This window comes from Microbacterium sp. BWR-S6Y, assembly GCF_041379845.1.
GTDB classification, from domain to species: Bacteria; Actinomycetota; Actinomycetes; order Actinomycetales; family Microbacteriaceae; genus Microbacterium; species Microbacterium hydrothermale.
Genome location: NZ_JBFECV010000001.1, coordinates 548,327 through 570,798, shown reverse-complemented (window position 1 = coordinate 570,798; position 22,472 = coordinate 548,327). Strand labels below are relative to the sequence as shown.

Sequence of the window (22,472 nt, the reverse complement as noted above, 5' to 3'; positions counted from 1 at the left end):
CGGAGGGCGGACTGCGCGCGCGGCGTCCCGAACGGTCATCAGGCGGACGCCTGCATGGTCATCAGGGCCATGTGCTGGCCTCCGCGGGTTGTTCAGCCCGGGGGATGTCACGGGCAGAAGACAGGGCGATGCACGCCACCGCGACGCGGGCGTAGAAGGAGGGCGGGGCGCCGCGCTTCCCGCCCTCGACCAGCCGGAGCAGATTGCTGGGAACGTCGGCATGCACCGCCACCTGACGGCGCGAGAGACCGAGCTGTCGACGGAGCGTGCGCAGGGAATGACCAGCGGAAGTTGGGGCGGCGTACCCGCGGCCGGTCATGATGCGACCGCCTCGGTGGCGGCGCGGTACTGATCCGTGAGGTCCTCCGATGCGGTGACGTTCTCGACTCCAAACAGCCACCGGGCGGCGCCGATGAGGTCGCCGGAGTAGAGCTCGTGGCCGCCGTCGTCGACGACAGAAACGGCGCGATCGCGGACGCGGGCCCTCAGACACTCATGCCGGAGAGCAGCGCGCAGCCGACCGACCGCGCGTCGGAACGCCTCGTCCGAGGGGTCGACGTCGGCGGGCACGAGCAGGACCCGCTCGCCGTCGTTCAGCACGACGTCGTACAGACCGTGGTCGACGAACAGCATCGAATGCACGATCCTGGGGCCCCATCCGGTCATGTCCTGCGTGCGGACCCCGTGGAGGTGCGAGCTCGGGAAGTGCGAGCCCGTACCGGTGAAGCTCTCTCCGATGAGGACGCGGGTGCCGGCGGGCGCGTTGACGCAGAATCGGGAGACGACGAGCGGCTTGAGGCCTACGGCTTCGAGCTCGCGTACGGTCCTCGAGAAGATGCCCGCCGAGCGATTGTTGAGATCGACGATCTCAGCCCGGATAGCGGAGAGCGCGGTGAGCGCTGAGCGTGAGATGTCATCGACACGTTCCGGGTGGCGCGACTGCGGCCGAGGGGATGCGGGGCGCTGCGCCGAGAGCGTCGCTCCGTTCAGCTCGAGAAGGGTCAGCGCCGCCTTTGCGGCGAGACGAGCCCGAGCGTTCTGCTTCTCTGCGGTGCTGGCGACTTCGTCGTCGTGGTCCGGCAGGTGAAGACGCCAGAAGTCGTCGCCGTCAATGCGTGCGATCAAGGCGTTGCCACGATTGTCGGCCGGATCTCCCAGCGTGATCTCGTCGTAGCCGTCGTGGCGGACGATGGGGGGTGTTACGGTGTTGGTGCTCATGGGGTCCATTCCCTTGGGTCTGGCCCTCGCCGCGTTCCCGCGCGGCGGGGGCATTTTTGTTGTGTGCTCAGCTGGCGTTCGCGAACGCGTTGGCCACGTACGCGTCGACGTCGGATTGACGGAACAGTCGTCGTCCCGCGACTTTCGCGGACCGCGGCGCCGTGCCCTGCGTGATCATCGCCCGCAGTGCCTTCTCCGTCTTTCGGATCATCGGTGCGACCTCGGCGACGGTGAGGAGAGGGTCGTTCATGGTCGACTCCTTCTGTGTTAGGTGCTGAACACGCTACAGCATGATGCTGCCTTGTGTTGAGTGTCAATGCCGAAAAGTGCCATGATTAGCCCCGTGACCGAGATTGAACCCACGCCCGACTTGGGCGACGAGATGGACCGCGCTATCGGGCGGAACCTTCGTCGAACTCGAGAGCTCAAGGGGATATCGCAAGCCGAACTCGCTCGCCTGGCTACGACGGCTGGGTTGCGCGGCTTTCATCAGACGACCGTCGCCCGTATCGAAAGCGGGCAGCGGTCCATGAGGGCGGCCGAGGCGCTCGCCCTGGCCCGCGTTCTTGAGACGAGCCTTGACAGGCTGGCCGAGAACGAGGAGAACTCGACGCTTCGCGAGCACATCGCTGAGGTGATCGCGGCGACAGAGCGCTACGACCTTGCGACCCGCGACCTCATGCGAGCTCGAGTGCTCGCTGCCGGCTACCTTGACCGCCTAGCTCCATACGGAGGCGCCGACTACCTCACGCACGAGGCGATCTTGAGCACGGGGCTCGACCCGAACCTGTATGAGCATCTTGAGCGACGCCTGGTCGGTTCCTCGCCTGAGATGCTCTTGCAGGCCCTACTTCACGCCGTAGGCGTGAACCCTCCCGCTGAGTACCGATTCCCCGGGCACGGCGCACGTGTGCAGTACCTCCTCGACGAGTATCGAGGGGGAGGCGAGTGAGCAGCATCAAACAGCGTCCCAATGGGCAGTGGCGAGCTCGGTACCGCGACTCGGGCGGGAAGGAGCATGCCCGTCATTTCGATCTCAAGAGGGACGCGCAACGTTGGCTCGACGAGGTCACAGCTTCCGTCGTCACTGGCATGTACGTCGACCCGCGCGCCGGGACTGCGCTCTGGGACGACTGGACCGCCGCGTGGGTAGCGCGACAGGCGTGGGCGGCGGGAACGGTCGTTGCGGCGGAGACGGCGCTCCACAGTGTCTCGTGGCGCCGTCGCGCGATCGGCCAGGTGAAACCTTCCGACATCCAGGCGTGGCTCAGCGCTGAGACAAAACGAGGGCTGGCGGCGTCCACCATGCGCACCAGGCTCAACTACGTGCAGATGGCATTCCGCGCCGCCGTTCTCGACAAGGTGATTCCTGAGAGCCCCGCGGCCACTGTGAAGCCGCCTCGTGGGCGTCGTGCCGACGTTGCGATGGAGATCCTCACGCTCGAGCAGTCCGCCGCGGTGCTCGCGACGGCGGGTAGCTTCCGTCCGTTCGTCGAGGTCTGCCTCTTCGCGGGCCTCCGACTCGGAGAGGCGGCGGGGCTGCAGCTCGGAGACGTGAACTTCCTCGGCCGCTCAATCCAGGTCCGGCGGCAGGTGCAGGGCTCATCGCTCGCGAGCACAACGATCGTCGCTCCGAAGTGGGGGAGCGAGCGCACGGTGTTTGTGCCCGATGACCTAACCGCATCGCTCTCTGCGCACGTTGCGGCCGAGCGCTTGATTGAGCCGGACGAGCACATCTTTCGCACACCCACCGGCCACCTATTTCAGCGCAACAACGCAGGCGAGGCATGGCGCGGCGTCCGCGAGCGCGCCGGTCTCCCGTCCTCCGTCACCCTGCACACGCTGCGCCACACCTACGCATCGAACCTCATTGCGTCCGGCTGCGACGTCGTGACCGTGCAGCGCGCGCTCGGACACTCACAGCCGTCGATCACGCTCAACACGTACGCCCATCTGTGGCCGTCCGCAGAAGACAAAACGCGAGCGGCGACGGCGGGTCTCATGGCCTCCATCGCCGCTCTCGCGGACTCTCCGCGGACTCAGGGCAAGAAAACCCAGGTCAGCGGGGCTTCTTACCGGTAGTTCGTGAACTGCAGGTCGACGTCGAGGTCAGCGGCCTTCAGCAGGCGCTGCACCTCCTGCAGGTCGTCGCGCGACTTGGACTGCACGCGCAGTTCGTCACCCTGGATCTGCGACTTCACGCCCTTGGGGCCCTCGTCGCGGATGATCTTGCCGATCTTTTTCGCGTTCTCCTGCGAGATGCCCTCCTTCAGCGTGGAGGTGATGCGGTACTCCTTGCCGCTCTGCACCGGCTCGCCGCTCTCGAGGCTCTTCAGCGAGATGCCGCGCTTGATGAGCTTGGTCTGGAAGACGTCGAGCACGGCGTTCGCGCGCTCTTCGGAGTTCGCCTTGATGACGATCGACTCGCCGCTCCACGCGATGGAGGCGTCGGTGCCCTTGAAGTCGTAGCGCTGCTCGACCTCTTTGTGCGCCTGGTTGAGGGCGTTGTCGGCTTCCTGCCGGTCGATCTTGGAGACGATGTCAAACGATGAGTCAGCCATGACTCAAAGGTACCGGGGCGCGCGGCCGGCGTCCCGGGGATGGACGTCGTGTCCTCTTCGCGTACGAGCATCGACAGCGCGCGCGATCGCGCCTAGCGTCGGTGGATGGCTGTGCGCAGAAAGCCCATCGCCCTGACCGTCCTCGCCGTCGCGGTGGTCGCCGCCGCGGGATGCGCGCCCGACGCCGGTTCGTCGACGCCGCCCCCTTCGGCTCCGACCTCGACGGAGGCCGCCCCGACCCCCGTGCCCTACGCCGTTCCCTCCGCCGCGCCGGACGAGGTCGGCCGCGCCGTCTTCGAGGTCGTTGACGGAGTGAACACCACCGACACCGTGCTCTCGGACGCCTTCGACGCCGGAGACGTGTTGACGATCGAGGGGCAGTGCGAGGGCGGGGAATGGATGACCTACGCGCTGCGAGATTCGACACCGGACGGAGACGGCGCCGTCCTGACCAGCGGAACGTTCCGGTGCGACTCGTCGGCCCCGCAGGGGAACACCTACGGGGTCGGGCTGTCGGGCACCGTGCAGGTGGTGCTCACGGTGGAGCAGGAGACGGAGCGCGCGTGGGTGACGGTGAAGAAGTGAGCCGCCGCCGCGCCACGGTCCCGCGTCGCTCGTAGACTCGGATGCCATGCGAGCACTCACCGAAGACGAGGTCAGGGACGCGTTCGTCAACGCCACCCCCGACGAGCTGCGGATCATCGCCCTTCCCCATGACTTCCTGCTGGCGGATTGGGACCACCTCGACTTCCTCGCCTGGCGCGATCCGCGCACGCGCGGACGCGGCTACGTGCTGACCGAGCACGAGGGGCAGCCGACCGCCGTGGTGCTGCGTGCCGCCGAGGGGCAGTCCCGCGCCCGCTCCGCGATGTGCAATCTCTGCCACACGATGCAGCCCGGTGACCAGGTGTCGCTCTTCACCGCCCGCAAGGCCGGAGAGGCGGGGGAGCACGGCGACACCGTCGGCACCTACATCTGCGCCGACCTCTCGTGCCACGAGACGGTGCGCCTGGCCGCCCCGCTCGCGCCGAGCGAGATCCGCGCGAGTGTCGACCGCAAGATCGACGGCACCAAGCGTCGCACCGAGGAGTTCGTCTCGCGCGTGCTCGACGCGGCGGAGGTGACCCGGTGACCGGTCGGGTGGTCGTCATCGGCGACGCCCTCATCGACGAGTTGCGCGACGAGACGGGCGTGCGCGAGTTCGTCGGGGGCGCCGGACTCAACGTGGCGGTGGGTCTCTCGCGGCTCGGGGTGTCGGCATCCCTCATCGCCATGGTCGGCGATGACGAGGCGGGGGAGCAGATCCGCCGCTACCTCGACGAGTACGACGTCGAGCTGCTCGCGAGCCCGTCCGAGCACGGCACCTCGCGCGCGGTCAGCACGCGCTCTCCGGGCGGCGAACCCGAGTACGTGTTCAACGAGGCGGCCCAGAACCGCCGCGTCTCTTACGGCGACGTCGAGCGGGCGGCGATCGCCGCCGCCCCCATGGTCGTCGTCAGCTGCTTCCCGTTCGACGACCGCGAGCAGACCGACCTGCTCATCGACGCCACGGCATCTCCGTCGACGCCCCTCGCGATCGACCCGAACCCGCGCAGCGGCATGCTGCACGATCGGGCCGAGTTCGTCCGCGGCTTCGAGAAGGCGGCATCCGGAGCCCTTCTCGTCAAGGTCGGCGAAGATGACGCGCACCTGCTCTACGACGCTCCGCTCGAGCAGCTGCGCGAGAAGCTGATCGGTCTCGGCGTGGGCGCGGTGCTCGCGACCTACGGCGCGGGCGGGGCGGCGATCGACGCCGGCGGCACCTCGGTGTCGCGGGGCATCTCCGACCTTCCGGGCCGGATCGTCGACACGATGGGCGGGGGCGACGCGGTGCTCGCGACGACCGCTGCCCTCGTGCGCGATCGGCTGCCCGAGACGGCGGAGGAGTGGGATGCCGTGCTCTCGCGCGCCATGGACGTGGCGGCGGCGACCTGCCGGCACGAGGGCGCGCTGCTGCGCACGCCCGCCTGAAGACAACACGCTGCGTGGTTTGAGGCACCCCTCCGGGGATAGTAGAGTGGTTTCTCGCGCCTCTGGTCGACTGTGAAAGCCGGGCGGGTGCGCATCTGGCGAGTTACCCAAGCGGCCAAAGGGATCTGACTGTAAATCAGACTGCATTGCATTCGGGGGTTCGAATCCCTCACTCGCCACCGGAAGAAAGCCCCTCCTCGCGGAGGGGTTTTTCTTTTCGTCCCCGCCTCTACGCGGCACTCCCGGGAAGGACGCGCTCGCTCCATGGCCGACCACACCTCCTTACCGCCCGATCTTCCAGTGCCGGTCGACGACGGGGCGGCGGCGCACCTGCCCGGGCGACGGATGCCGGGGGTGACGCTGCCGACCTCCGACGGCGGGACGGTCGATCTCGGGGCGTTGCCCGCCGGTCGCACGATCGTCTACCTCTACCCCCTGACGGGGCGTCCCGACGCCGAGCTGCCCGAGGGGTGGGCGGCGATTCCCGGGGCGCGCGGCTGCACCACCGAGGCCTGCGACTTCCGCGACCACCACGAGGATCTGCGCCGCGCCGGGGTCTCGGCCGTCTTCGGGCTCTCGAGCCAGAACGCCGACTATCAGCGCGAGGTGGTGGGGCGGCTGCGTCTGCCCTTCTCGATGATCTCCGACGAGGGGTTCGTCGTGGCCGAGGCGCTGGGGCTGCCGACCTTCGCGGCGGAAGGGCACGCGCGCCTGTACGCGCGGCTGACGCTCGTGGTCGACGACGGCCGCATCACTCACGCGTTCTATCCGGTGTTCCCGCCGAACACCCACGCACAGCAGGTGCTGCGATGGGTGGGGGAGAACCCGCGGTAGCGGGATCAGCAGGCGGCGAGGAGCGCCTTCGACTTCGTCTCGAGGAACGCCACGAGCGCACCGAGCACGTTGACCTCGTTGCCGAGGGTGACGAGTTCGACGGCGCTCAACTCGATCACGTCGTCGCGCGCCTCCATCGTCGCCTTCCAGCTCCCGTCGCCGCCGGCGATCGGCTGCAGGTAGGTGATGGTCTTCGCGTTGCTGAGATCCACCACGATCAGGCCGATGTCGGCGTCGGGTTCGGCGTCGTCATCCTGTTCGAGGACGCGGATGTCGCTCCCGGTCAGATATCCCAGGGTGCGGAACTCCGTCAACCACGCCTCGAGCAAGGCCATGTCGAGCAGCTTGCGAACCGGCATCCGTCACCTCGATCCATGCGCATGAATGTCATACGCCCCCCACATTATGGGGGGCGTACGAGGAGGCTTCCGCCGCGGGGTCGCGCGTGGTATCAGGCGGCGCGAACCGGCCGACCCGCCGCCGCGCGAACGGGGTGCGCGGGAGTGCGCGATGCCTCTTCGGCGGCCTCCCAGGTGCGGGTGTCGACGACGAGGCCGGATGCCGCGTTCGCCTGATCGGCGAGGGAGCGGAGGTAGTCGCCGACGAGTTGCTCGGGCTCGGGCGACTCGAAGACGAAGCGCAGGGGAATGGCCGGCTGGAGCCAGATGGTGGAGCGGCCGGTCTCATCCGCCGTGCCGGTCCAGGTGAGTGTGAAGGATTCTCCACGGCGCAACTTCGTCGACGCGATCACCTTGATGTATCCCATCAGGCGGTCGGGAAGGGAGATGGGGGCGGTGTCGGAACCGTAGAACAGCGTGGCCATGATGATCTCCTTCGTCGATTGGTCGGGCTGAGTTGATTTCTAAGGTACCACGTATTTCACTCGGTTAATTATCTTCGCGAGATACTCAGGTTTCTCACTAGAGTGAGATCCAGCGACCGGCCGGGTCGCGTCGAGAGGGGGTTTCGTCGTGTCTCTCCCCTCCGCTCTGCTCGCGGCGCTGGACGACTACGTCGCAGCCCGCGACGAGGCCATCGCCCGCGCCCGGAGCGAACTCAACGTGAGCGAGCTCGAGGCCTCGGCGCTGTCGTGCATCGCCGACGAACCCGGCATCCGCCCGTCCAACCTGCGCGGTCACCTCGGGGTGACGGCGGCCGGAGTCACGACCCTGGTGGACCGTCTCATCGGTCGCGGCCTGCTGCGGCGCGAACTCGACGCCGAGGATCGCCGCGTCAACCACATCTATCTCGAGATCGACCTGGATGCCGAGCCGTGGGTCGCTCTGCGCCGATTCCCCCGCGAGGTCGAAGAGGCCGTCCGCGAAGAGCCGGCGGAGGTCGCGGCGGCCGCGGCCGAGATGCTGTCGCGCGTCACCGCGCGCGTGCGCGCTCGCGGCTGACGCTCGCCTCCCCGTCGCCGACGACGCGACCGTCCGCGAGGGCGACGACGCGATCGGCGGTCGCGATCAGCCGCTCGTCGTGACTCACGCACACCACCGTCGCGCCGCGGCGGAGCTCGTCGGCGATCGCCGCGCGGTTCAGTGCGGCGCTCGCGGCGTCGAGCCCCGTGGTCGGTTCATCGAGCAGCAGGATGTCGGCCCGGCGGGCGAGCCCCTGCGCGAGCAGAGCCCGCTGTCGCTGCCCTCCCGACAGGATGCCGAAGGGGCGCCGGGCGAGAGCGGCGATGTCGAGGCGGCGCAGGGCCTCATCGACGGCGGCATGATCGGTGCGGCCCATCGGGCGGAACGGGCCCGTGCGGCCCCAGGCGCCGACCGAGACGACGTCGCGAACGGTCAGGGGGAGGTGCTCGCCCACCGCCGCGCGCTGGGGGACGAAGGAGCGCGAGAGGCCGTGGGCGTCGACGTCGCCCGACGTCGCCGCGCGTGAGCCGGCGAGGGCTTCGAGCAGTGTCGACTTGCCCGCCCCGTTCGCCCCGACGACCACGGTGAGGGCACCGCGGGGCACGTCGAGGTCGACGGCGTCCAGGGCCACCGTGCCCGAGAAGGTCACGCGCAGGGCGCGAGCGCGGAGGGCGAGGGCGGGGGAGGGCGACGAGGGCACGGCATCAACTATACGAGTTTGAGAATCGTTCTCACTTCACGCTACGGTCGATCACCGTGTCCTGGCTCCTCGATCCGTTCTCGCTCGACTTCGTGCAGCGCGCCCTGTGGGGCGGCGTCCTCGTCGCGATGCTGTGCGCCGTCGCGGGGACCTGGGTGATCGTGCGGGGCATGGCCTTCCTCGGCGAGGCCCTGGCGCACGGGATGCTGCCCGGCGTCGCACTCGCCACCGTCGCGGGCCTGCCCGTGCTCCTCGGCGCCGCCGCGAGCGCCGTCGTGATGAGCCTGGGCATCGGCATGCTCCAGCGGCGCGCGAAGCTGTCGTACGACACGAGCATCGGACTGCTGTTCGTCGGCATGCTCGCGCTCGGCGTGATCGTGATCTCGCACGCGGGGAGCTTCGCGACGGATGCCACGGCGATCCTGTTCGGCGACATCCTCGCGGTCGGCACCGACGACCTCGTCGTGCTCGCGTTCGCCGCGGCGATCGGCGTCGTCGCCGCGACGCTGGCGCACCGCGCGCTCGTAGCCGCCGCCGTCGACGAACGCGTCGCGACGGTGCTCGGATTGAAACCCCGTCTCGCGCAGACCGTGCTCGTCGGCCTGGTCACCCTCGCGGTGGTCGCCTCGTATCAGGCCGTCGGTTCCCTGCTGGTGGTGGGGCTGCTCGTGGCCCCTGCCGTGGCGGCCCGGCAGTGGACCGTGCGCATCCCCTCGACGATGCTGCTCGCCGCGGTCGTGGGGGCCCTTGCCGTGGCCGTGGGGCTTCTCATCTCCTGGTACGCCGCCACCGCGGCCGGAGCCACCATCGCCGCCACCGCGATCGCCGCGGCGGGGCTGTCGTGGGCGCTGCGGGCCTCATCCGACGCCCTCCGCCGGCGCACGGCATCCCCCGTTCCCCTTCCCGCCTGATCCGAAAGCCCCCATGCGTTCTTCCTCCCCGACCCGACGGGTCGCGCTGCTCGGCGCGCTCGCCGTCTTCACCCTCGCCGGATGCTCGGCCCCCGCCGCCTCCGCCCCGGAACCCTCCGTCGACACCCACGGCGCCATCGACGGGGCGACCGAACTCGCCGAGCCCGCCCTCGGGCTGACCTCGGTCGACGCCGACGGTCGCGTGACGCACCTCGACCTGCTCGAGGAGACCACGACCGAGATCGGCGAAGTGCGCGTGCCCACCGCGGTGCACTCCGACGGCCGCTACCTCTTCGTGGCCGACGACGAGGGCGTCTCGATCGTCGACAGCGGCGTGTGGACCTGGGACCACGTCGACCACTTCCACTACTACCGGGCCGAGGCGCGCGTGCTGGGCGACGTCGACGGCGGCGGGACCGCCACCGTCGCGACCTCGAACTCCTCGACGACCGGCGGAACGGGATTGTTCTTCCCCGCCTCCGGGGAGGCCGTCCTGCTCGACACCGAAGCCCTGTCGAAGGGCGAGATCGTCGAGCGGTTCCGCCTCGACCGTTCGTCCGGGGCGGGGCTGGTCGTCCCGGTCGGGTCGTTCGCCGCGGTCGCCGCGGGCGACGAGGTGTCGCTGCACACCGCCGACGGCGCCGAGGCGGGAGCGCGCACCCCCTGCGTCGACCCGGCCGGCACCATCACCACGCGGGTCGGAGCGGTGATCGGATGCCGCGACGGCGCCCTGCTCGTCACCGTCGCCGACACCGGTCCCGCCGTGGAGCGGATCCCCTACCCGGAGGGGACGACGGCGCCGCGCGCCACGGTGTTCGCGAACCGCGAGGGGCGCCCGACCGTCGCCGCCCCCGCCGGGGAGGCCGGGATCTGGATGCTCGACACCCGTGAGCGCACCTGGACGCTCGTGCCGACGGCCGAGCCGGTCGTGCAGGCCACGGCCGTCGACGACAAGGACGCGCACCTGCTCGCCCTGACCCCGGACGGGCGCGTGCTCGTGCTCGACGGGGAGACGGGGCAGCTGCGCGCGCGAACCGAGCCCCTGGTCGGCGCGAGCCTCGCCGCCGGTCGTCCCGTCTCGCTCCTCGCCGACCAGCAGCGCGCCTACCTCGGCGGCGCCGAGGAGGGACGCCTCTGGGAGCTCGACTTCGCCGACGGCGCGCGCGTCGCCCGCGAGTTCACCCCCGCGACCGCGCCGCTCTTCACGGCCGAGACGGGGCGATGACGATGTCGATGCCGATGCCCGTGCGCCGGACCCTCGCCCTCGCCGTCACGGCCGCCCTGCTCGTCCTGACCGGATGCGCCGGGTCGGCGGCATCCGATCGCCCCCTCGTGGTGGTGACGACGAACATCCTCGGCGACGTCGTGTCGCACCTCGTCGGCGACGAGGCGGAGGTGCTCACGCTCATGCGGCCGGGCGCCGACCCGCACTCGTTCGAGATCTCGGCCGCCGAGGCCGCCCGCGTGCGCACCGCCGACCTGCTCGTGGCCAACGGTCTGGGGCTGGAGGAGGGGCTGCAGCAGCACCTCGACGCCGCCTCCGCGGAGGGGGTGCGCACCTTCGTCGCCGGCGATGCGGTCGACGTGCTGCCCTACACCTCGACCGACGCGGACGGTGCGGACGATCCGCACTTCTGGACGGACCCCGCGCAGATGATCGCCGTGGTCGACGCGATCTCGCCGGTGCTCGGCGAGATCGCCGGGCCGACGGTCGCGGATCACGCCGCCGCGTACCGCGCCGAGCTCGAGACGCTGGATGCCGAGATGACCGCCGCCTTCGCCGCGATCCCGAGCGAGCGACGCGCCCTGGTGACCAATCACCACGTGTTCGGCTACCTCGCCGACCGCTTCGGGTTCCGTGTCATCGGCGCGGTCATCCCGGGCGGGACGACCCTCGCCGCGCCGAGCGCGAGCGACCTGGCCGACCTCGTCTCGGCGATCGACGAGGCGGGGGTGCCGACGATCTTCGCGGAGTCGTCGTCTCCGGATCGGCTCGTGCGCGCGCTCGCCGACGAGGCCGATCGCGACGTCGAGGTGACCGAGCTGTTCACCGAGTCGCTGACCGACGCCGCGGGCGGCGCCCCCGACTACCTGTCCATGATGCGCGTCAACACGGAGCGCATCGCCACCGGCCTGTCGCCCTGAGCGTCGGCCACCACCTGAGAAAGAGAAATCACATGCGCAGTTCTTCCTTCCGCCGAGCGGGCCTGCTCGCGCTCGCGGTCGGCGCGACCGTCGGCCTCTCGGCCTGTGCGGGCGGCGCCGGTTCGGCCGCCCCCGCGTCGAGCGCCCCGGCCTCCGCCGAGGCGGCGACCCGGGTCGCCCTGTCGTACCCGGGCGGCATCGTCGTGCTCGACGGCGACACCCTCGAGACGCTCGCCGACGTCTCGAGCGAAGAGTTCACCCGCCTCAACTCGGCGGGCGACGGTCGCCACATCATGGTCACCACGAGCGCGGGCTTCCAGGTCCTGGACGCCGGGACCGCGGGCGACGAACCCGCGCTCACCGACCTGGTCTTCGCGGCATCCAAGCCCGGCCATGTCGTGACGCACGGGGGCAAGACGGTCCTCTACGCCGACGGCACGAGCGACTCCACGATCTTCGACAGCGACGCCCTCCTGGCATCCACCGATTCGCTCCCCGCGGTCGAGACCGTCCCGGGCGTCGAGGCGCACCACGGCGTCTCGATCGTCCTCGAGGACGGCACCTTCCTCACCACGGTCGGAAACGCCGACGGCCGCAACGGGGCCGTGGCGAAGGATGCCGCGGGCGCGACGATCGCCGAGACCGCCGAGTGCCCCGGCATCCACGGTGAGGGCACCGCGAAGGACGAGGTCGTCGTGTTCGGCTGCGAGAACGGCGCGCTCGTGTACGCCGACGGCGCCTTCACGAAGCTCACCGCCCCCGATCAGCCGTACGGCCGTATGGGCAACGCCTACGTCAGCGACAGCAGTGCCGTCGTCGTGGGCGATTACAAGGACGACCGGGATGCCGAGGGCTACCTGCTCCACCGCGTCGCGCTGATCGACACCGCGGCGAAGACCCAGCGCGTCGTCGACATGCCCGCCGGCGCGGAGTACACCTTCCGCGACGTCGCGCGCGGCCCGGGCGACCTGGCCTACGTGCTCGCCTCGGACGGCTCGATCCACGTGCTCGACCCCGTGACGGGTGTCTTCACCGACGCCTTCCCCGTGATCGACCCGTGGGAGGGCCCCGTCGAGTGGCAGGACGCGCACCCCGCGATCAAGGTCTCGGGCGACATCGCCTACGTCACCGAGCCCGCGAAGAACGCCGTGCACGCGGTCGACCTCACCACGGGCGAGGTCACGACGAGCGCGACGCTCGACGAGACGCCGAACGAGATCGCGCTGACGAAGTAAGAGGAGTCGTCGCTCCCCTCGCCCCCGATCGGGACCCTCTCGGATCACGAGCGGGACCGCGGGGGGAGCGGCGCTTCACCGGCCGCCCCGGTCGTACGCCACCTGCAGTGCCCCGCGCACCGCGCGGACGCCGGGGCGGTCGGCCGTTCCGCGGCGCACCGCGGTGAACACCTCGCGGCGCGGCTCGCCCGGTAGGCCCACGAGCCGCACGGGCGGCGTCTCTCCCGCGAAGACGAGGTCGGGGATCAGACCGACGGCATGACCGGATGCCACGAGCCGCACGTGCGCGGTCAGATCGGCCATCTCGAACCGCACGTCGGGCTCGAACCCGGCCGCCCGGCACTGCTGCGTCGCCCACTGCCGGGCGGCGGTGCCGACGGGCTCCATCACCCACGCGCGGTCGCGGAGGTCGTCGAGCCGTGCCGCGCCGTCCCCGGGCGCGACGGCGAGGCGGATGGCATCCCGGCCCAGGAGGCCCCGCTCGAGGCCCTCGCGGTGTTCGCGCGTGTGGCCGGGATACTGCTCGGCGACGGCGAGGTCGAAGCCGCGGGCGGCGACCTCGAACAACCCCTCCTCGGGGGCGAGCTCGGCGACCTCGACGCGCAACTGCGGTTCGCTCGCGGCGAGGGCGTCGAGCGCGCGGGGGAGCAGGCCGTGCGCCGCGGACTGCATCACGGCCAGCCGCACGGGGGCGAGGGACGGGCGCATGCGCTCGAGCTCGGCGCGCGCGGCCTCGTCGGCGGCGAGCATGCGGGACGCGTGAGCGGCGAGGGCGGCACCCTGCGCGGTCAGGCGCACGCGGCGCCCGTCGGGCTCGAGCAGGGCCACCCCGGCCTCCTTCTCGAGCAGGGCGAGCTGCTGCGAGATCGTCGACGGGCTGTACGAGAGGGCGTCGGCGACGGCGGCGAGCGTGCCGCGCACGCTCAGCTCGTGCAGCAGGCGCAGGCGGCGCAGATCGAACACGGCATCCCTTCGGCTCTATCGAACAGTAGGCGTCAGGAATCATCGCTTTTCTCGAACGAATGCGCACCTCATGCTGAGAGCATCCGAGGAAGGATCGCCATGTCGCTCACCGATGTCCCCGACACCACGTCCGGCACCACCCCCGCTCCGCGACCTGCTCACGGGCTCGTGTCGCCCCACGAGCTCGCCGACGAGGCGATCGCCCTCGTGCGCCGCTGGCTCGCCGAGAGCCGCGACGAGCCGGTCGACGCCGCCGCCGAGCGCCTGGCCGGCGTGCTGCGCGATCCGCACGGCCTCGACTTCACGGTCGGCTTCGTCGACGGCGTCGTGCGCCCCGAAGACGTGCGCGTCGCCGCGCGCAACCTCGCTGCGCTGACCCCGCTCATCCCGGGATTCCTGCCGCTGCACCTCAAGGCCGCGATCCGCCTGGGCGCATTCGCCGCCCCGATCCTGCCGCAGGTCGTGGTCCCCGCCGCCCGCACGGCCCTGCGCTCGATGGTGCGCCACCTCATCGTCGACGCCACCGACGGCAAGCTCGGCGGGGCCATCGCCTCGATCCGCGGCCGGGGAGACGGCATCCGCCTCAACGTCAACCTGCTCGGCGAGGCGATCCTCGGTAAGAAGGAAGCCGCGCGACGCCTGGCCGGCACCCGCAAGCTGCTCGCCCGCGACGACGTCGACTACGTCTCGATCAAAGTCTCGTCGACCGTCGCCCCGCACACCCCCTGGGCCTTCGACGCCGCCGTCGCCGACGCCGTCGCGGCGCTGCGTCCCCTGTACCGGGTCGCGAAGGAGACGGGGACGTTCCTGAACCTCGACATGGAGGAGTTCAAGGACCTCGACCTCACCCTCGCCGTGTTCGAGACGCTGCTGTCGGAGCCCGAGTTCCACGGTGTCGAGGCGGGGATCGTCCTGCAGGCGTACCTGCCCGATGCGCTCGCCGCGATGATCCGCCTGCAGGAGTGGACGGCCGCGCGGGTGGCATCCGGGGGCGCCCCCATCAAGGTGCGCGTCGTCAAGGGCGCGAACCTGCCGATGGAGCGCGTGGACGCCGACGTGCACGACTGGCCGCTGGCCACGTGGGCCTCGAAGCAGGCGACCGACGCCTCGTACAAGGCCGTGCTCGATTACGCCCTGCGCCCCGAGCACACGAAGAACGTGCGGATCGGCGTCGCCGGACACAACCTCTTCGACGTCGCCCTCGCCTGGCTCCTCGCCGAGCGGCGCGGCGTCACCGGCGGCATCGACGTCGAGATGCTCCTCGGCATGGCCACCGCGCAGCAGGCAGTCGTGCGGCGCACGGTCGGTTCGATCCTGCTCTACACGCCCGTCGTGCACCCGCAGGAGTTCGACGTCGCGATCGCCTACCTCATCCGCCGTCTCGAAGAGGGCGCCTCGAGCGAGAACTTCATGTCGGCCGTGTTCGACCTCGACACCCACGCGGCCCTGTTCGCCCGCGAGCGCGACCGCTTCCTGGCATCCCTCGCCGACATGCCCGAGGGGGTGCCGGCGTCGCACCGCGTGCAGGATCGCACCGCCCCCGCGGTGCCGGCGCCGACGCACGGCTTCCGCAACACCCCCGACTCCGACCCGGCGATCGCCGCGAACCGCGACTGGTCGCGCGCGATCATCGCCCGCATGCCGGAGTCGACCCTGGGCCGCGACACCATCGCCGCCCACACCGTCGCCGACGAAGCCGCGCTGAACGCGCTGATCCAGGATGCCGCGGACGCCGCCGCCGCGTGGCGCGCGCTCGGGGCCGCCGGTCGGGCCGAGATCCTGCACCGCGCCGGGGACGCGCTCGAGAAGCGCCGCGCCGACCTGCTCGAGGTCATGGGCGCCGAGTGCGGGAAGGTCATCGAGCAGAGCGATTCCGAGGTGTCGGAGGCGATCGACTTCGCGCACTACTACGCCGAGCAGGCGCGCACGCTCGAGGCCGTCGACGGCGCGACCTTCACCCCCGTCGGGGTGACCGTGGTGACGCCGCCGTGGAACTTCCCCGTCGCGATCCCCGCGGGCTCCACCCTCGCCGCGCTCGCCGCGGGCTCGGCCGTCGTCATCAAGCCCGCGGGCCTCGCCGAGCGGTCGGGTGCCGTGATGGTGGAGGCGCTGTGGGAGGCGGGCGTCCCGCGCGAGGTTCTGAAGCTCGTGCAGGTGTCGGAGAACGACCTCGGGCGCCAGCTGCTCACCCACCCCGCCGTCGAGCGGGTCGTGCTCACCGGCGCCTACGAGACGGCCGAGTTGTTCCGCTCGTTCCGCCCCGACCTGCCGCTGCTCGCCGAGACGAGCGGCAAGAACGCCGTGATCGTCACCCCCAGCGCCGACCTCGACCTCGCGGCCAAGGACGTCGCGATGTCGGCGTTCGGACACGCCGGGCAGAAGTGCTCCGCGGCATCCCTCGTCGTGCTCGTCGGCTCGGTTGCGCGCTCGCGGCGCTTCCGCGACCAGCTCGTCGACGCGGTCACCTCCCTCGAGGTCGGGATGCCGTGGGACGAGGCCTCGCGCGTGGGGCCGCTCATCGAGCCGGCCCACGGCAAGCTGCTGAGCGCGCTCACGACCCTCGAGCCCGGCCAGCGGTGGGTCGTCGAGCCGCGCAGACTCGACGACGACGGGTCGCTGTGGCGTCCCGGCATCCGCGAGGGCGTCCAGCCCGGCAGCGCCTTCCACCGCACCGAGTACTTCGGGCCCGTGCTCGGCATCATGACCGCCGAGACGCTGGATGAGGCGATCGAGATCGTCAACGCGATCGAGTACGGCCTCACCTCGGGCCTGCACGCCCTCGACGAGGCCGAGATCCAGCAATGGCTCTCGCGCATCGAGGCGGGCAACGTCTACGTCAACCGCGGCACCACCGGAGCGATCGTGCAGCGCCAGCCCTTCGGCGGGTGGAAGAAGTCCGCGGTCGGCGCGGGCACCAAGGCCGGCGGACCGCACTACCTCTTCGGGTTCGGCACGTGGGCGGATGCCGCCTCCACGGCCCCCCGCACCCCCGACGCCCTCGCCGCCCCGGCGCTGGCCGCCGTGCCCGCCGCCGAGCGCGAGTGGCTCGCCGCGGCGCTCGCGAGCGACTCCGCCGCGTGGGCCGAGGAGTTCTCGCTTCCCCGGGACGTGACCGGCCTCGAGTCGGAGCAGAACGTGCTGCGCTATTCGGCGGTGCCGGTGACGGTGCGCGTCGAGGACGCTCCGTCGTCGGCCCTCGTTCGCGTCGTGGCCGCGGGAGTGCGTGCGGGCTCGGCCGTGACCGTGAGCTCCGCCGTCGAGCTGTCGCCCGCGGTGCGCGCGTGGCTCGAGGGCGTCGGCGTGCGGGCTTCCGTCGAAGACGCGGCGGACTGGGGCCGCCGCGCGGCTCGCCTCGCCCGGACCGGCGGCCGTGTCCGTCTGCTCGGCGGGTCGTCCGTCGCGGTGGCCGAGGCGACCGACGGCTCGCCCGCGGTGGCCGTGTACGCCGGCGAGGTCACCCGCGCCGGGCACGTCGAACTGCTGCCGTTCCTGCGCGAGCAGGCCGTGTCGATCACCGCGCACCGCTTCGGCACGCCGCGGCGCTACGAGGTCCCGCCGCTGGTCGGCTGAGCGGGACGCCCGTCGAGAGGGCCCGCGGCCCGTCGGCGACGCGGGCCCGGCCGAGGCGCGCACGACTCCTGCGGAAAGGCGCCCCCGGGCGCGTCGGCGGCCCCTCGCGCGACCGAATGCAGGAGTCGTGCTGCGGGTCGGAGCTCGTTCCGGGGTCCCGACGAGGCGCGGCGACGCTGCGCGCGCGGAACTCCTGCGTCAGGGCGCCGGTCGTGCCTCGTCACGGACGTCGGACGCCGGCGATCCGGTCGGGCCGTGCCCGCAGCTGCGGCGGGCGCCGGATCGGGCAGCGGCTACGCCGTCCCCGACGCCGCGATGCGCGCGGCCGCGCGGCCGATCGAGGCCGGAACGGGAGTCCCCGCCGCCGTCTGCGCCGACGTCACCGGGTCGCCGGCGACCATCCGCAGCGGCAGGGTGCCCGCCCACACCGCGCGGTCCTCGCCGTCGTCGTCCTCCTCGACGAGGGAGCCGGCGTTGTCTTTCACGCTCGCCTCGGCGAGGGGGATGCGCAGGACCATCGTCGCGGCGAGCTCGCGCGCGGTCATCGGCCGGACGTCGGCGCTGCGCCCCGGCATGAGGTGCTCCGACAGGGCGAGCAGGGCCGCCTCCTTCTCCTCCGGGGGGACGACGGATGCCATGCCGTGCACCACCGCGCAGCGGTACCGCATCGAGCTGTCGAAGAGGGAACGGGCGTACTTCAGGCCGAGCAGGTGCGTCACGGTCACGCAGACCGGCGCGCCGGCGGCGATCCGACGGAAGAAGTCGCTGCCGGTGGAGCCGTGGATGAGCAGATCGTCGCCGTCGCGTCCGATCCCGACCGGCAGAGCGACCGGGCGGTCGTCGCGCACGATCGCGACCGTCGCCGACAGGGCGTCGTCGATCACCCCGTACAGGGCGGCGCGGTCGGTGCGCTGGTGGTGGGGGAGACGGCGGACGCGGGTCAGGGTGGTCAGGGGCAGATCGGCCATGCCCCGATTCCATCGCGACCACTGGTCTCGCGCATAGTCCGGTTCCACGACTTCGCGGTGGACCAGTGACAGGATCGAGGCGTGATCGACGTCGGCATCCTGGATCGCGGCGCATCCGCTCCGCTGCACGAGCAGCTCGCCCACGGGATCCGGGCGGCCGTGCTCGCCGGGCGTGCGCGCGGCGGTGACGTCGTGCCGTCGACGCGCGCGCTCGCGGCCGACCTGGGACTCGCCCGGGGGACCGTCGTCGCGGCGTACGAGATCCTCCTCGGCGAGGGCTATCTCGTCTCCCGACCGGGCGGAGGCACGACGGTCGCCGACATCCCCCGCGCGCCGAGCGTCGCGCCCACCGCGTCCGCGCCGGTCGACGTCGCCGAGGCCGCGCCCGTCGTCGACCTTCGCCCCGGTCGCCCGGGCACCGCGGGCGTCGTCGACGCGGCGTGGCGGTCGGCCTGGCGTCGCGCGAGCGCGCTCGAGCTCGCTCCCGACGTGACCGACGTCACGGGCGACCCCGCCCTTCGGGCCGCGATCGCCGCGCACCTCGCGCGCACCCGCGGCCTCGCCGTCGCCCCCGACGAGGTGATCGTGACCGCGGGGACGAGCGATGCGATGCTGCTCACCCTGCTCGCGCTCGCGCCGCGCGGGCCCCGGCTGCGCGTCGGCATCGAGAACCCCGGATACCCGCGGGTGCGCAGCCTGCTCGACCGTCTCGGCGCCCACGCGGTCCCGGTCCCCGTCCGCCTCGCGACCGGCCTCGATCTCGACGCGCTCGAGGCCCACCGCGATCTCGACGCGGTGATCGTGACCCCGCACCACCACTACCCGCTCGGAAGCAGATGGGATGCCGCCGCCCGCTCGCGCGTGCTCGGGTGGGCGGCGCGCAGCGGGACCGTCGTCGTCGAAGACGACTACGACAGCGAGTTCCCGCACGGGCGGGTCCCGCTCCCGCCGCTGCACCTGCTCGATCCCGCGGGCGTGGTGTCGATCGGCACCCTGTCGAAGGTGCTGAGTCCCGCGGTGCGGTGCGGCTGGATCGTGGCGACCGGCGTGCTCCGGGACCGGCTCGTCGCGGCGCGGGAGGATCTCGATCCGACCGTGTCGCAGGTGCAGCAGCACGCCCTCGCCCTCTACCTCGCCGAGGGCGCCCTCGCCCGCCACACCGCCCGTCGCCGCCGCGACTACCGCCACCGCCGCCGGCTGCTGCTCGACGCGTTCGCGGGGGTCGACGGCATGACGCTGACCGCGACCGACGGCGGCCTGCACGCGGTGGTGCTGCTCGACGACGCCCCACCGGCGTCGGAGCGTGCGGTGGTCGACGCGCTCGCCGCCCGCGGCATCCTGGTCTCGTCCCTGTCGGGCTACGCGGTGCCCGGGACCGCGGTGGACCTGCCCGCGGGGATCGTGTTCGGCTACGCGGAGCCGTCGACCCCGGCGCTGATGGAGGCCGTCGGCCGGATCATCGCGGTGGCGCGCACGGCCGCCCGAGTTGACTCTGACACGGTGTGAGGGAGGAGAACGGAAGCATGTTGTCCATCGGAGCGTTCGCGCAGATCGGTCAGGTGACCCACCGGATGCTGCGGCACTGGGACACCGCCGGATTGCTCGTGCCCGCACACGTGGACGAGCACAGCGGGTACCGCTCGTACGATCCGTCGCAGCTCGAGAGGCTGCACCGGATCGTCGCGCTCCGACAGCTCGGATTCGGTCTCGACGACGTCGCCGCGATCCTGGGGCAGGGGGTGGATGCCGACCGCATCGCCCTCCTGCTCCGCGAGCGCCGCGCCGAGGTCGAGCGCGAGCACCGGATCGCCGCCGCGCGGCTCGTCGACGTGGAGCGGCGCCTCCACCTCATCGAAGGAGAGAAGCACATGCGAGAGATCGAGATCGTCCAGAAGTCGCTGCCCGCCGTCCGTCTCGCGGCGCGTCGCCGCCTCGTCGCCGACGGCGCCGAGATGGCGGAGGTCGTCGGCGCGACCTTCGACGCGGTCGCGGCGGTCATCGGCGCCGAGAAGGGGGCGCTCGACACCCCGGTCGCCCAGTACGCCGCCCGGGAGGACGGCACCGAGCTGATCGCCGGGTACGTCTCCGCCGCCGGCGCCGTGGGCGATGGCGTCGAGATCGTCGAGCTCCCCGCGGTCGCGGTGGCCGTGTGCGGCATCCATCTCGGGTCGATGGATCGGATCGGCGAGAGCTGGCAGTCGATCCATGCGCAGATCCTCGACCGCGGGTTCGTTCCGTCGGGCCCGTGCCGCGAGCTGTACGTGCGGGCCGAATCCGACGATCAGGCCGACTGGGTGACCGAACTGCAGCAGCCGGTCATCGCCGCCTGACCCGGCGTGCGGCCGGGGTCGGGGCGCGCCGAACCGCCCCGCTCCTCAGCCGCCCAGGATCTCCAGCGCCGCCATCGCGGCGTTCTGCCCGCCGATCCCGCTGACCGCTCCGCCGCGCTGCGCGCTCGATCCGCACAGCAGCACGCGCGGGTGCGGAGTCGACACCCCCCACCGCGCCGCGGGCGTCGATGCGGGGGCGTCCAGCCAGGGCCACGACAGCGTCCCGTGGAAGATGTCGCCGCCGACCATGTTGAGAGACTCCTCGAGATCGCGGGTCGTCCGGGCCTCGATGCACAGGCGCCCGTCGGGAGCGCGCAGGATGCAGTCGCGCAGCGGCTCCGCGATGACCGACTCGAGTGAGGCCTGCGCGGCGGCGAGCAGCTTCGCGCCCGCGGCGACGGGATCCATGTCGGCGATGAGCCGGTGCGGCACCTGCAGCCCGAACATCGTCAGGGTCTGCGCGCCGTCGGCGACGAGGTGGTCGCCGAGGATCGACGGGTCGGTCAGCGAGTGGCAGTAGATCTCGACCGGGAGCGGGTCGGGGATGAGTCCTCCGGATGCCGCCGCGTACGCGGCATCCACCTGGGTCATCGTCTCGTTGACGTGGAAGGTGCCCGAGAAGGCGGCCTCGGGGGTGACCGACTCGTCGCGCAGGCGGGGCAGGCGCGACAGGAGAATGTTCACCTTCACCTGCGCTCCCTCGGGTGTCTCGGCGCCCGTCGTCTCGCTGCCGCCCGCGGCCAGGAGGCGGTCGAGCACGGCGCGGCCCACACCGCTGAGGACGAGCTCGCCGTGGAACACCTCGGAACGGTCGGTCATGGTGTGCACGTCGCCGTCGGGGGAGATCGAGATCGCCTCGACGCCGGTGAAGATCTCGGCGCCGGACTCGAGGGCGACGCGCTCGAGCTCCTTCGTGACGGTGCCCATACCGCCGACCGGGACGTCCCAGTCGCCGGTGCCGCCGCCGACCACGTGGTAGAGGAAGCACCGGTTCTGGGCGAGGGAGGGGTCGTCGGACGTGGCGAAGGTGCCGATCAGCCCGTCGGTGAGGGCGATGCCCCGCACGAGATCGCTCTCGAACGACCTGCGCAGCAGATCGCCGAGCGGCCGGGTCGTGAGCGCCTCCCACAGGTCGTCGTCGCCCACGCGCTCGCGCAGCTCGTCCGCCGTCGGCAGGGGGTCGGTCATCGTCGGGAACACCGCTTCGGCCAGCGGTGCCAGGCGCGCGCCGAAGGCCGAGAACCGCTCCGCCTCGGCGGCGCCGTCGTCGCCGAGGGTCCGGACGAACGACGCGGTCGTCGCCGCGGCATCCCGGGTGTCGATCAGGATGCCGCGGGAGGGATCGCGCGGATCGGGAGTGTAGGAGGAGTACCGGCGCCGTTCGAGCCTGATGCGCAGCCCGAGATCGTCGATGATCTTCTGCGGCAGCAGGCTCACCAGGTACGAGTAGCGCGACAGGCGCGCGTCGACGCCGAACCACGGGCGTTCCGACACGGCGGCTCCGCCCACCGCCTCGGCTCTCTCGATCACCGCCACGCGGCGCCCGGCCCGGGCGAGGTAGGCCGCGGCGACCAGGGCGTTGTGCCCGCCCCCCACGATGACGACGTCGTACTGGCGAGAATCCGAAGCGGTCATGACCCCACGCTAACGAGCCGGGCGGATTGGG

Annotated in this window: 24 protein-coding genes and 1 tRNA gene; 15 read left to right on the top strand and 10 right to left on the bottom strand. The window is 71.7% G+C overall.

Annotated features, from left to right (window positions below; translation table 11 throughout):
• Nucleotides 1-61: 61 nt before the first annotated feature.
• The 3 genes from AB1K56_RS02690 to AB1K56_RS02680 form a co-directional block, all read right to left on the bottom strand.
• The gene (locus tag AB1K56_RS02690) at nucleotides 62-319 is read right to left on the bottom strand and encodes a helix-turn-helix transcriptional regulator (RefSeq protein ID WP_371204434.1); all 258 of its coding nucleotides are present in this window, start codon (nucleotides 317-319) and stop codon (nucleotides 62-64) included.
• A complete protein-coding gene (locus AB1K56_RS02685; RefSeq protein ID WP_371204433.1) occupies nucleotides 316-1,218 on the bottom strand; it encodes a hypothetical protein in 903 nt (300 codons plus the stop codon). Before AB1K56_RS02685 ends, AB1K56_RS02690 begins: the two co-directional genes overlap by 4 nt.
• A 67-nt stretch (nucleotides 1,219-1,285) precedes the next feature.
• Nucleotides 1,286-1,468: a helix-turn-helix transcriptional regulator gene (locus AB1K56_RS02680; RefSeq protein WP_371204432.1), complete on the bottom strand. Its 183-nt coding sequence runs from the start codon at nucleotides 1,466-1,468 to the stop codon at nucleotides 1,286-1,288.
• Nucleotides 1,469-1,561: 93 nt separating this feature from the next.
• Between AB1K56_RS02680 and AB1K56_RS02675 the strand changes: the two genes are divergently transcribed.
• Nucleotides 1,562-2,170: a helix-turn-helix transcriptional regulator gene (locus tag AB1K56_RS02675; protein WP_371204431.1), complete on the top strand. Its 609-nt coding sequence runs from the start codon at nucleotides 1,562-1,564 to the stop codon at nucleotides 2,168-2,170.
• The gene (locus AB1K56_RS02670; RefSeq protein WP_371204430.1) at nucleotides 2,167-3,300 is read left to right on the top strand and encodes a tyrosine-type recombinase/integrase; all 1,134 of its coding nucleotides are present in this window, start codon (nucleotides 2,167-2,169) and stop codon (nucleotides 3,298-3,300) included. Before AB1K56_RS02675 ends, AB1K56_RS02670 begins: the two co-directional genes overlap by 4 nt.
• Here the strand turns inward: AB1K56_RS02670 and AB1K56_RS02665 are convergent.
• Nucleotides 3,291-3,779, bottom strand: a complete 489-nt coding sequence (locus tag AB1K56_RS02665) for a YajQ family cyclic di-GMP-binding protein (RefSeq protein WP_076677322.1) — start codon at nucleotides 3,777-3,779, stop codon at nucleotides 3,291-3,293. The genes AB1K56_RS02670 and AB1K56_RS02665 overlap by 10 nt on opposite strands.
• A 105-nt stretch (nucleotides 3,780-3,884) precedes the next feature.
• Here AB1K56_RS02665 and AB1K56_RS02660 point away from each other — a divergent pair, with 105 nt between their 5' ends.
• From AB1K56_RS02660 to AB1K56_RS02640, 5 genes are all read left to right on the top strand, one after another.
• On the top strand, nucleotides 3,885-4,364 hold the full coding sequence (locus AB1K56_RS02660; protein ID WP_371204429.1) for a hypothetical protein: 480 nt from the start codon (nucleotides 3,885-3,887) through the stop codon (nucleotides 4,362-4,364).
• A 46-nt stretch (nucleotides 4,365-4,410) separates the two neighbouring features.
• The gene (locus tag AB1K56_RS02655; protein ID WP_136587604.1) at nucleotides 4,411-4,911 is read left to right on the top strand and encodes an FBP domain-containing protein; all 501 of its coding nucleotides are present in this window, start codon (nucleotides 4,411-4,413) and stop codon (nucleotides 4,909-4,911) included.
• Nucleotides 4,908-5,789 (top strand): PfkB family carbohydrate kinase, encoded by an 882-nt coding sequence (locus tag AB1K56_RS02650; protein ID WP_371204428.1) that lies wholly within the window; start codon nucleotides 4,908-4,910, stop codon nucleotides 5,787-5,789. Before AB1K56_RS02655 ends, AB1K56_RS02650 begins: the two co-directional genes overlap by 4 nt.
• A gap of 97 nt (nucleotides 5,790-5,886) precedes the next feature.
• Nucleotides 5,887-5,968: transfer RNA gene (locus tag AB1K56_RS02645), tRNA-Tyr, on the top strand.
• A gap of 85 nt (nucleotides 5,969-6,053) precedes the next feature.
• Nucleotides 6,054-6,623: a peroxiredoxin gene (locus tag AB1K56_RS02640; RefSeq protein WP_371204427.1), complete on the top strand. Its 570-nt coding sequence runs from the start codon at nucleotides 6,054-6,056 to the stop codon at nucleotides 6,621-6,623.
• 5 nt (nucleotides 6,624-6,628) lie between these two features.
• Here AB1K56_RS02640 and AB1K56_RS02635 read toward each other — a convergent pair whose 3' ends face one another.
• Both AB1K56_RS02635 and AB1K56_RS02630 read right to left on the bottom strand, forming a co-directional pair.
• On the bottom strand, nucleotides 6,629-6,982 hold the full coding sequence (locus AB1K56_RS02635; RefSeq protein WP_371204426.1) for a hypothetical protein: 354 nt from the start codon (nucleotides 6,980-6,982) through the stop codon (nucleotides 6,629-6,631).
• Nucleotides 6,983-7,074: 92 nt separating this feature from the next.
• On the bottom strand, nucleotides 7,075-7,446 hold the full coding sequence (locus tag AB1K56_RS02630) for a hypothetical protein (RefSeq protein ID WP_136587609.1): 372 nt from the start codon (nucleotides 7,444-7,446) through the stop codon (nucleotides 7,075-7,077).
• Between the two features lie 148 nt (nucleotides 7,447-7,594).
• On the opposite strand from AB1K56_RS02630, the gene AB1K56_RS02625 reads away from it, so the two are divergent.
• On the top strand, nucleotides 7,595-8,023 hold the full coding sequence (locus AB1K56_RS02625; RefSeq protein ID WP_371204425.1) for a MarR family winged helix-turn-helix transcriptional regulator: 429 nt from the start codon (nucleotides 7,595-7,597) through the stop codon (nucleotides 8,021-8,023).
• On the opposite strand, the gene aztA is transcribed toward AB1K56_RS02625, so the two are convergent.
• Nucleotides 7,995-8,684 carry a zinc ABC transporter ATP-binding protein AztA gene (gene aztA / locus AB1K56_RS02620; protein WP_371204424.1) on the bottom strand — a complete coding sequence of 230 codons (690 nt, stop codon included), beginning with the start codon at nucleotides 8,682-8,684 and terminating at the stop codon, nucleotides 7,995-7,997. The two genes, AB1K56_RS02625 and aztA, sit on opposite strands and share 29 nt — an antisense overlap.
• A gap of 56 nt (nucleotides 8,685-8,740) precedes the next feature.
• On the opposite strand from aztA, the gene aztB reads away from it, so the two are divergent.
• From aztB to aztD, 4 genes are read left to right on the top strand one after another with little or no spacing between them, the layout of a single operon-like run.
• Entirely contained in the window at nucleotides 8,741-9,595 is an 855-nt protein-coding gene (gene aztB / locus AB1K56_RS02615) for a zinc ABC transporter permease AztB (protein WP_371204423.1), read from the top strand.
• 13 nt (nucleotides 9,596-9,608) lie between these two features.
• A complete protein-coding gene (locus AB1K56_RS02610; protein ID WP_371204422.1) occupies nucleotides 9,609-10,820 on the top strand; it encodes an ABC transporter in 1,212 nt (403 codons plus the stop codon).
• A 20-nt stretch (nucleotides 10,821-10,840) separates the two neighbouring features.
• On the top strand, nucleotides 10,841-11,740 hold the full coding sequence (gene aztC / locus AB1K56_RS02605) for a zinc ABC transporter substrate-binding protein AztC (RefSeq protein ID WP_371204653.1): 900 nt from the start codon (nucleotides 10,841-10,843) through the stop codon (nucleotides 11,738-11,740).
• A 32-nt stretch (nucleotides 11,741-11,772) separates the two neighbouring features.
• Nucleotides 11,773-12,975: a zinc metallochaperone AztD gene (aztD, locus tag AB1K56_RS02600; protein ID WP_371204421.1), complete on the top strand. Its 1,203-nt coding sequence runs from the start codon at nucleotides 11,773-11,775 to the stop codon at nucleotides 12,973-12,975.
• 75 nt (nucleotides 12,976-13,050) lie between these two features.
• On the opposite strand, the gene AB1K56_RS02595 is transcribed toward aztD, so the two are convergent.
• Nucleotides 13,051-13,938 (bottom strand): LysR family transcriptional regulator, encoded by an 888-nt coding sequence (locus tag AB1K56_RS02595; RefSeq protein WP_371204420.1) that lies wholly within the window; start codon nucleotides 13,936-13,938, stop codon nucleotides 13,051-13,053.
• 99 nt (nucleotides 13,939-14,037) lie between these two features.
• Here AB1K56_RS02595 and AB1K56_RS02590 point away from each other — a divergent pair, with 99 nt between their 5' ends.
• Nucleotides 14,038-17,508 (top strand): bifunctional proline dehydrogenase/L-glutamate gamma-semialdehyde dehydrogenase, encoded by a 3,471-nt coding sequence (locus AB1K56_RS02590; RefSeq protein ID WP_371204419.1) that lies wholly within the window; start codon nucleotides 14,038-14,040, stop codon nucleotides 17,506-17,508.
• A 293-nt stretch (nucleotides 17,509-17,801) separates the two neighbouring features.
• Here the strand turns inward: AB1K56_RS02590 and AB1K56_RS02585 are convergent, their stop codons facing one another.
• The gene (locus AB1K56_RS02585; RefSeq protein WP_371204418.1) at nucleotides 17,802-18,476 is read right to left on the bottom strand and encodes a pyridoxamine 5'-phosphate oxidase family protein; all 675 of its coding nucleotides are present in this window, start codon (nucleotides 18,474-18,476) and stop codon (nucleotides 17,802-17,804) included.
• 81 nt (nucleotides 18,477-18,557) lie between these two features.
• Here AB1K56_RS02585 and AB1K56_RS02580 point away from each other — a divergent pair, with 81 nt between their 5' ends.
• Together AB1K56_RS02580 and AB1K56_RS02575 are read left to right on the top strand one after the other, a co-directional pair.
• Nucleotides 18,558-19,982 (top strand): PLP-dependent aminotransferase family protein, encoded by a 1,425-nt coding sequence (locus tag AB1K56_RS02580; RefSeq protein WP_371204417.1) that lies wholly within the window; start codon nucleotides 18,558-18,560, stop codon nucleotides 19,980-19,982.
• Nucleotides 19,983-19,999: 17 nt separating this feature from the next.
• Nucleotides 20,000-20,806: a MerR family transcriptional regulator gene (locus AB1K56_RS02575; RefSeq protein ID WP_371204416.1), complete on the top strand. Its 807-nt coding sequence runs from the start codon at nucleotides 20,000-20,002 to the stop codon at nucleotides 20,804-20,806.
• A 45-nt stretch (nucleotides 20,807-20,851) separates the two neighbouring features.
• Here the strand turns inward: AB1K56_RS02575 and AB1K56_RS02570 are convergent, their stop codons facing one another.
• Entirely contained in the window at nucleotides 20,852-22,441 is a 1,590-nt protein-coding gene (locus AB1K56_RS02570) for a phytoene desaturase family protein (RefSeq protein ID WP_371204415.1), read from the bottom strand.
• Nucleotides 22,442-22,472 lie beyond the last annotated feature (31 nt).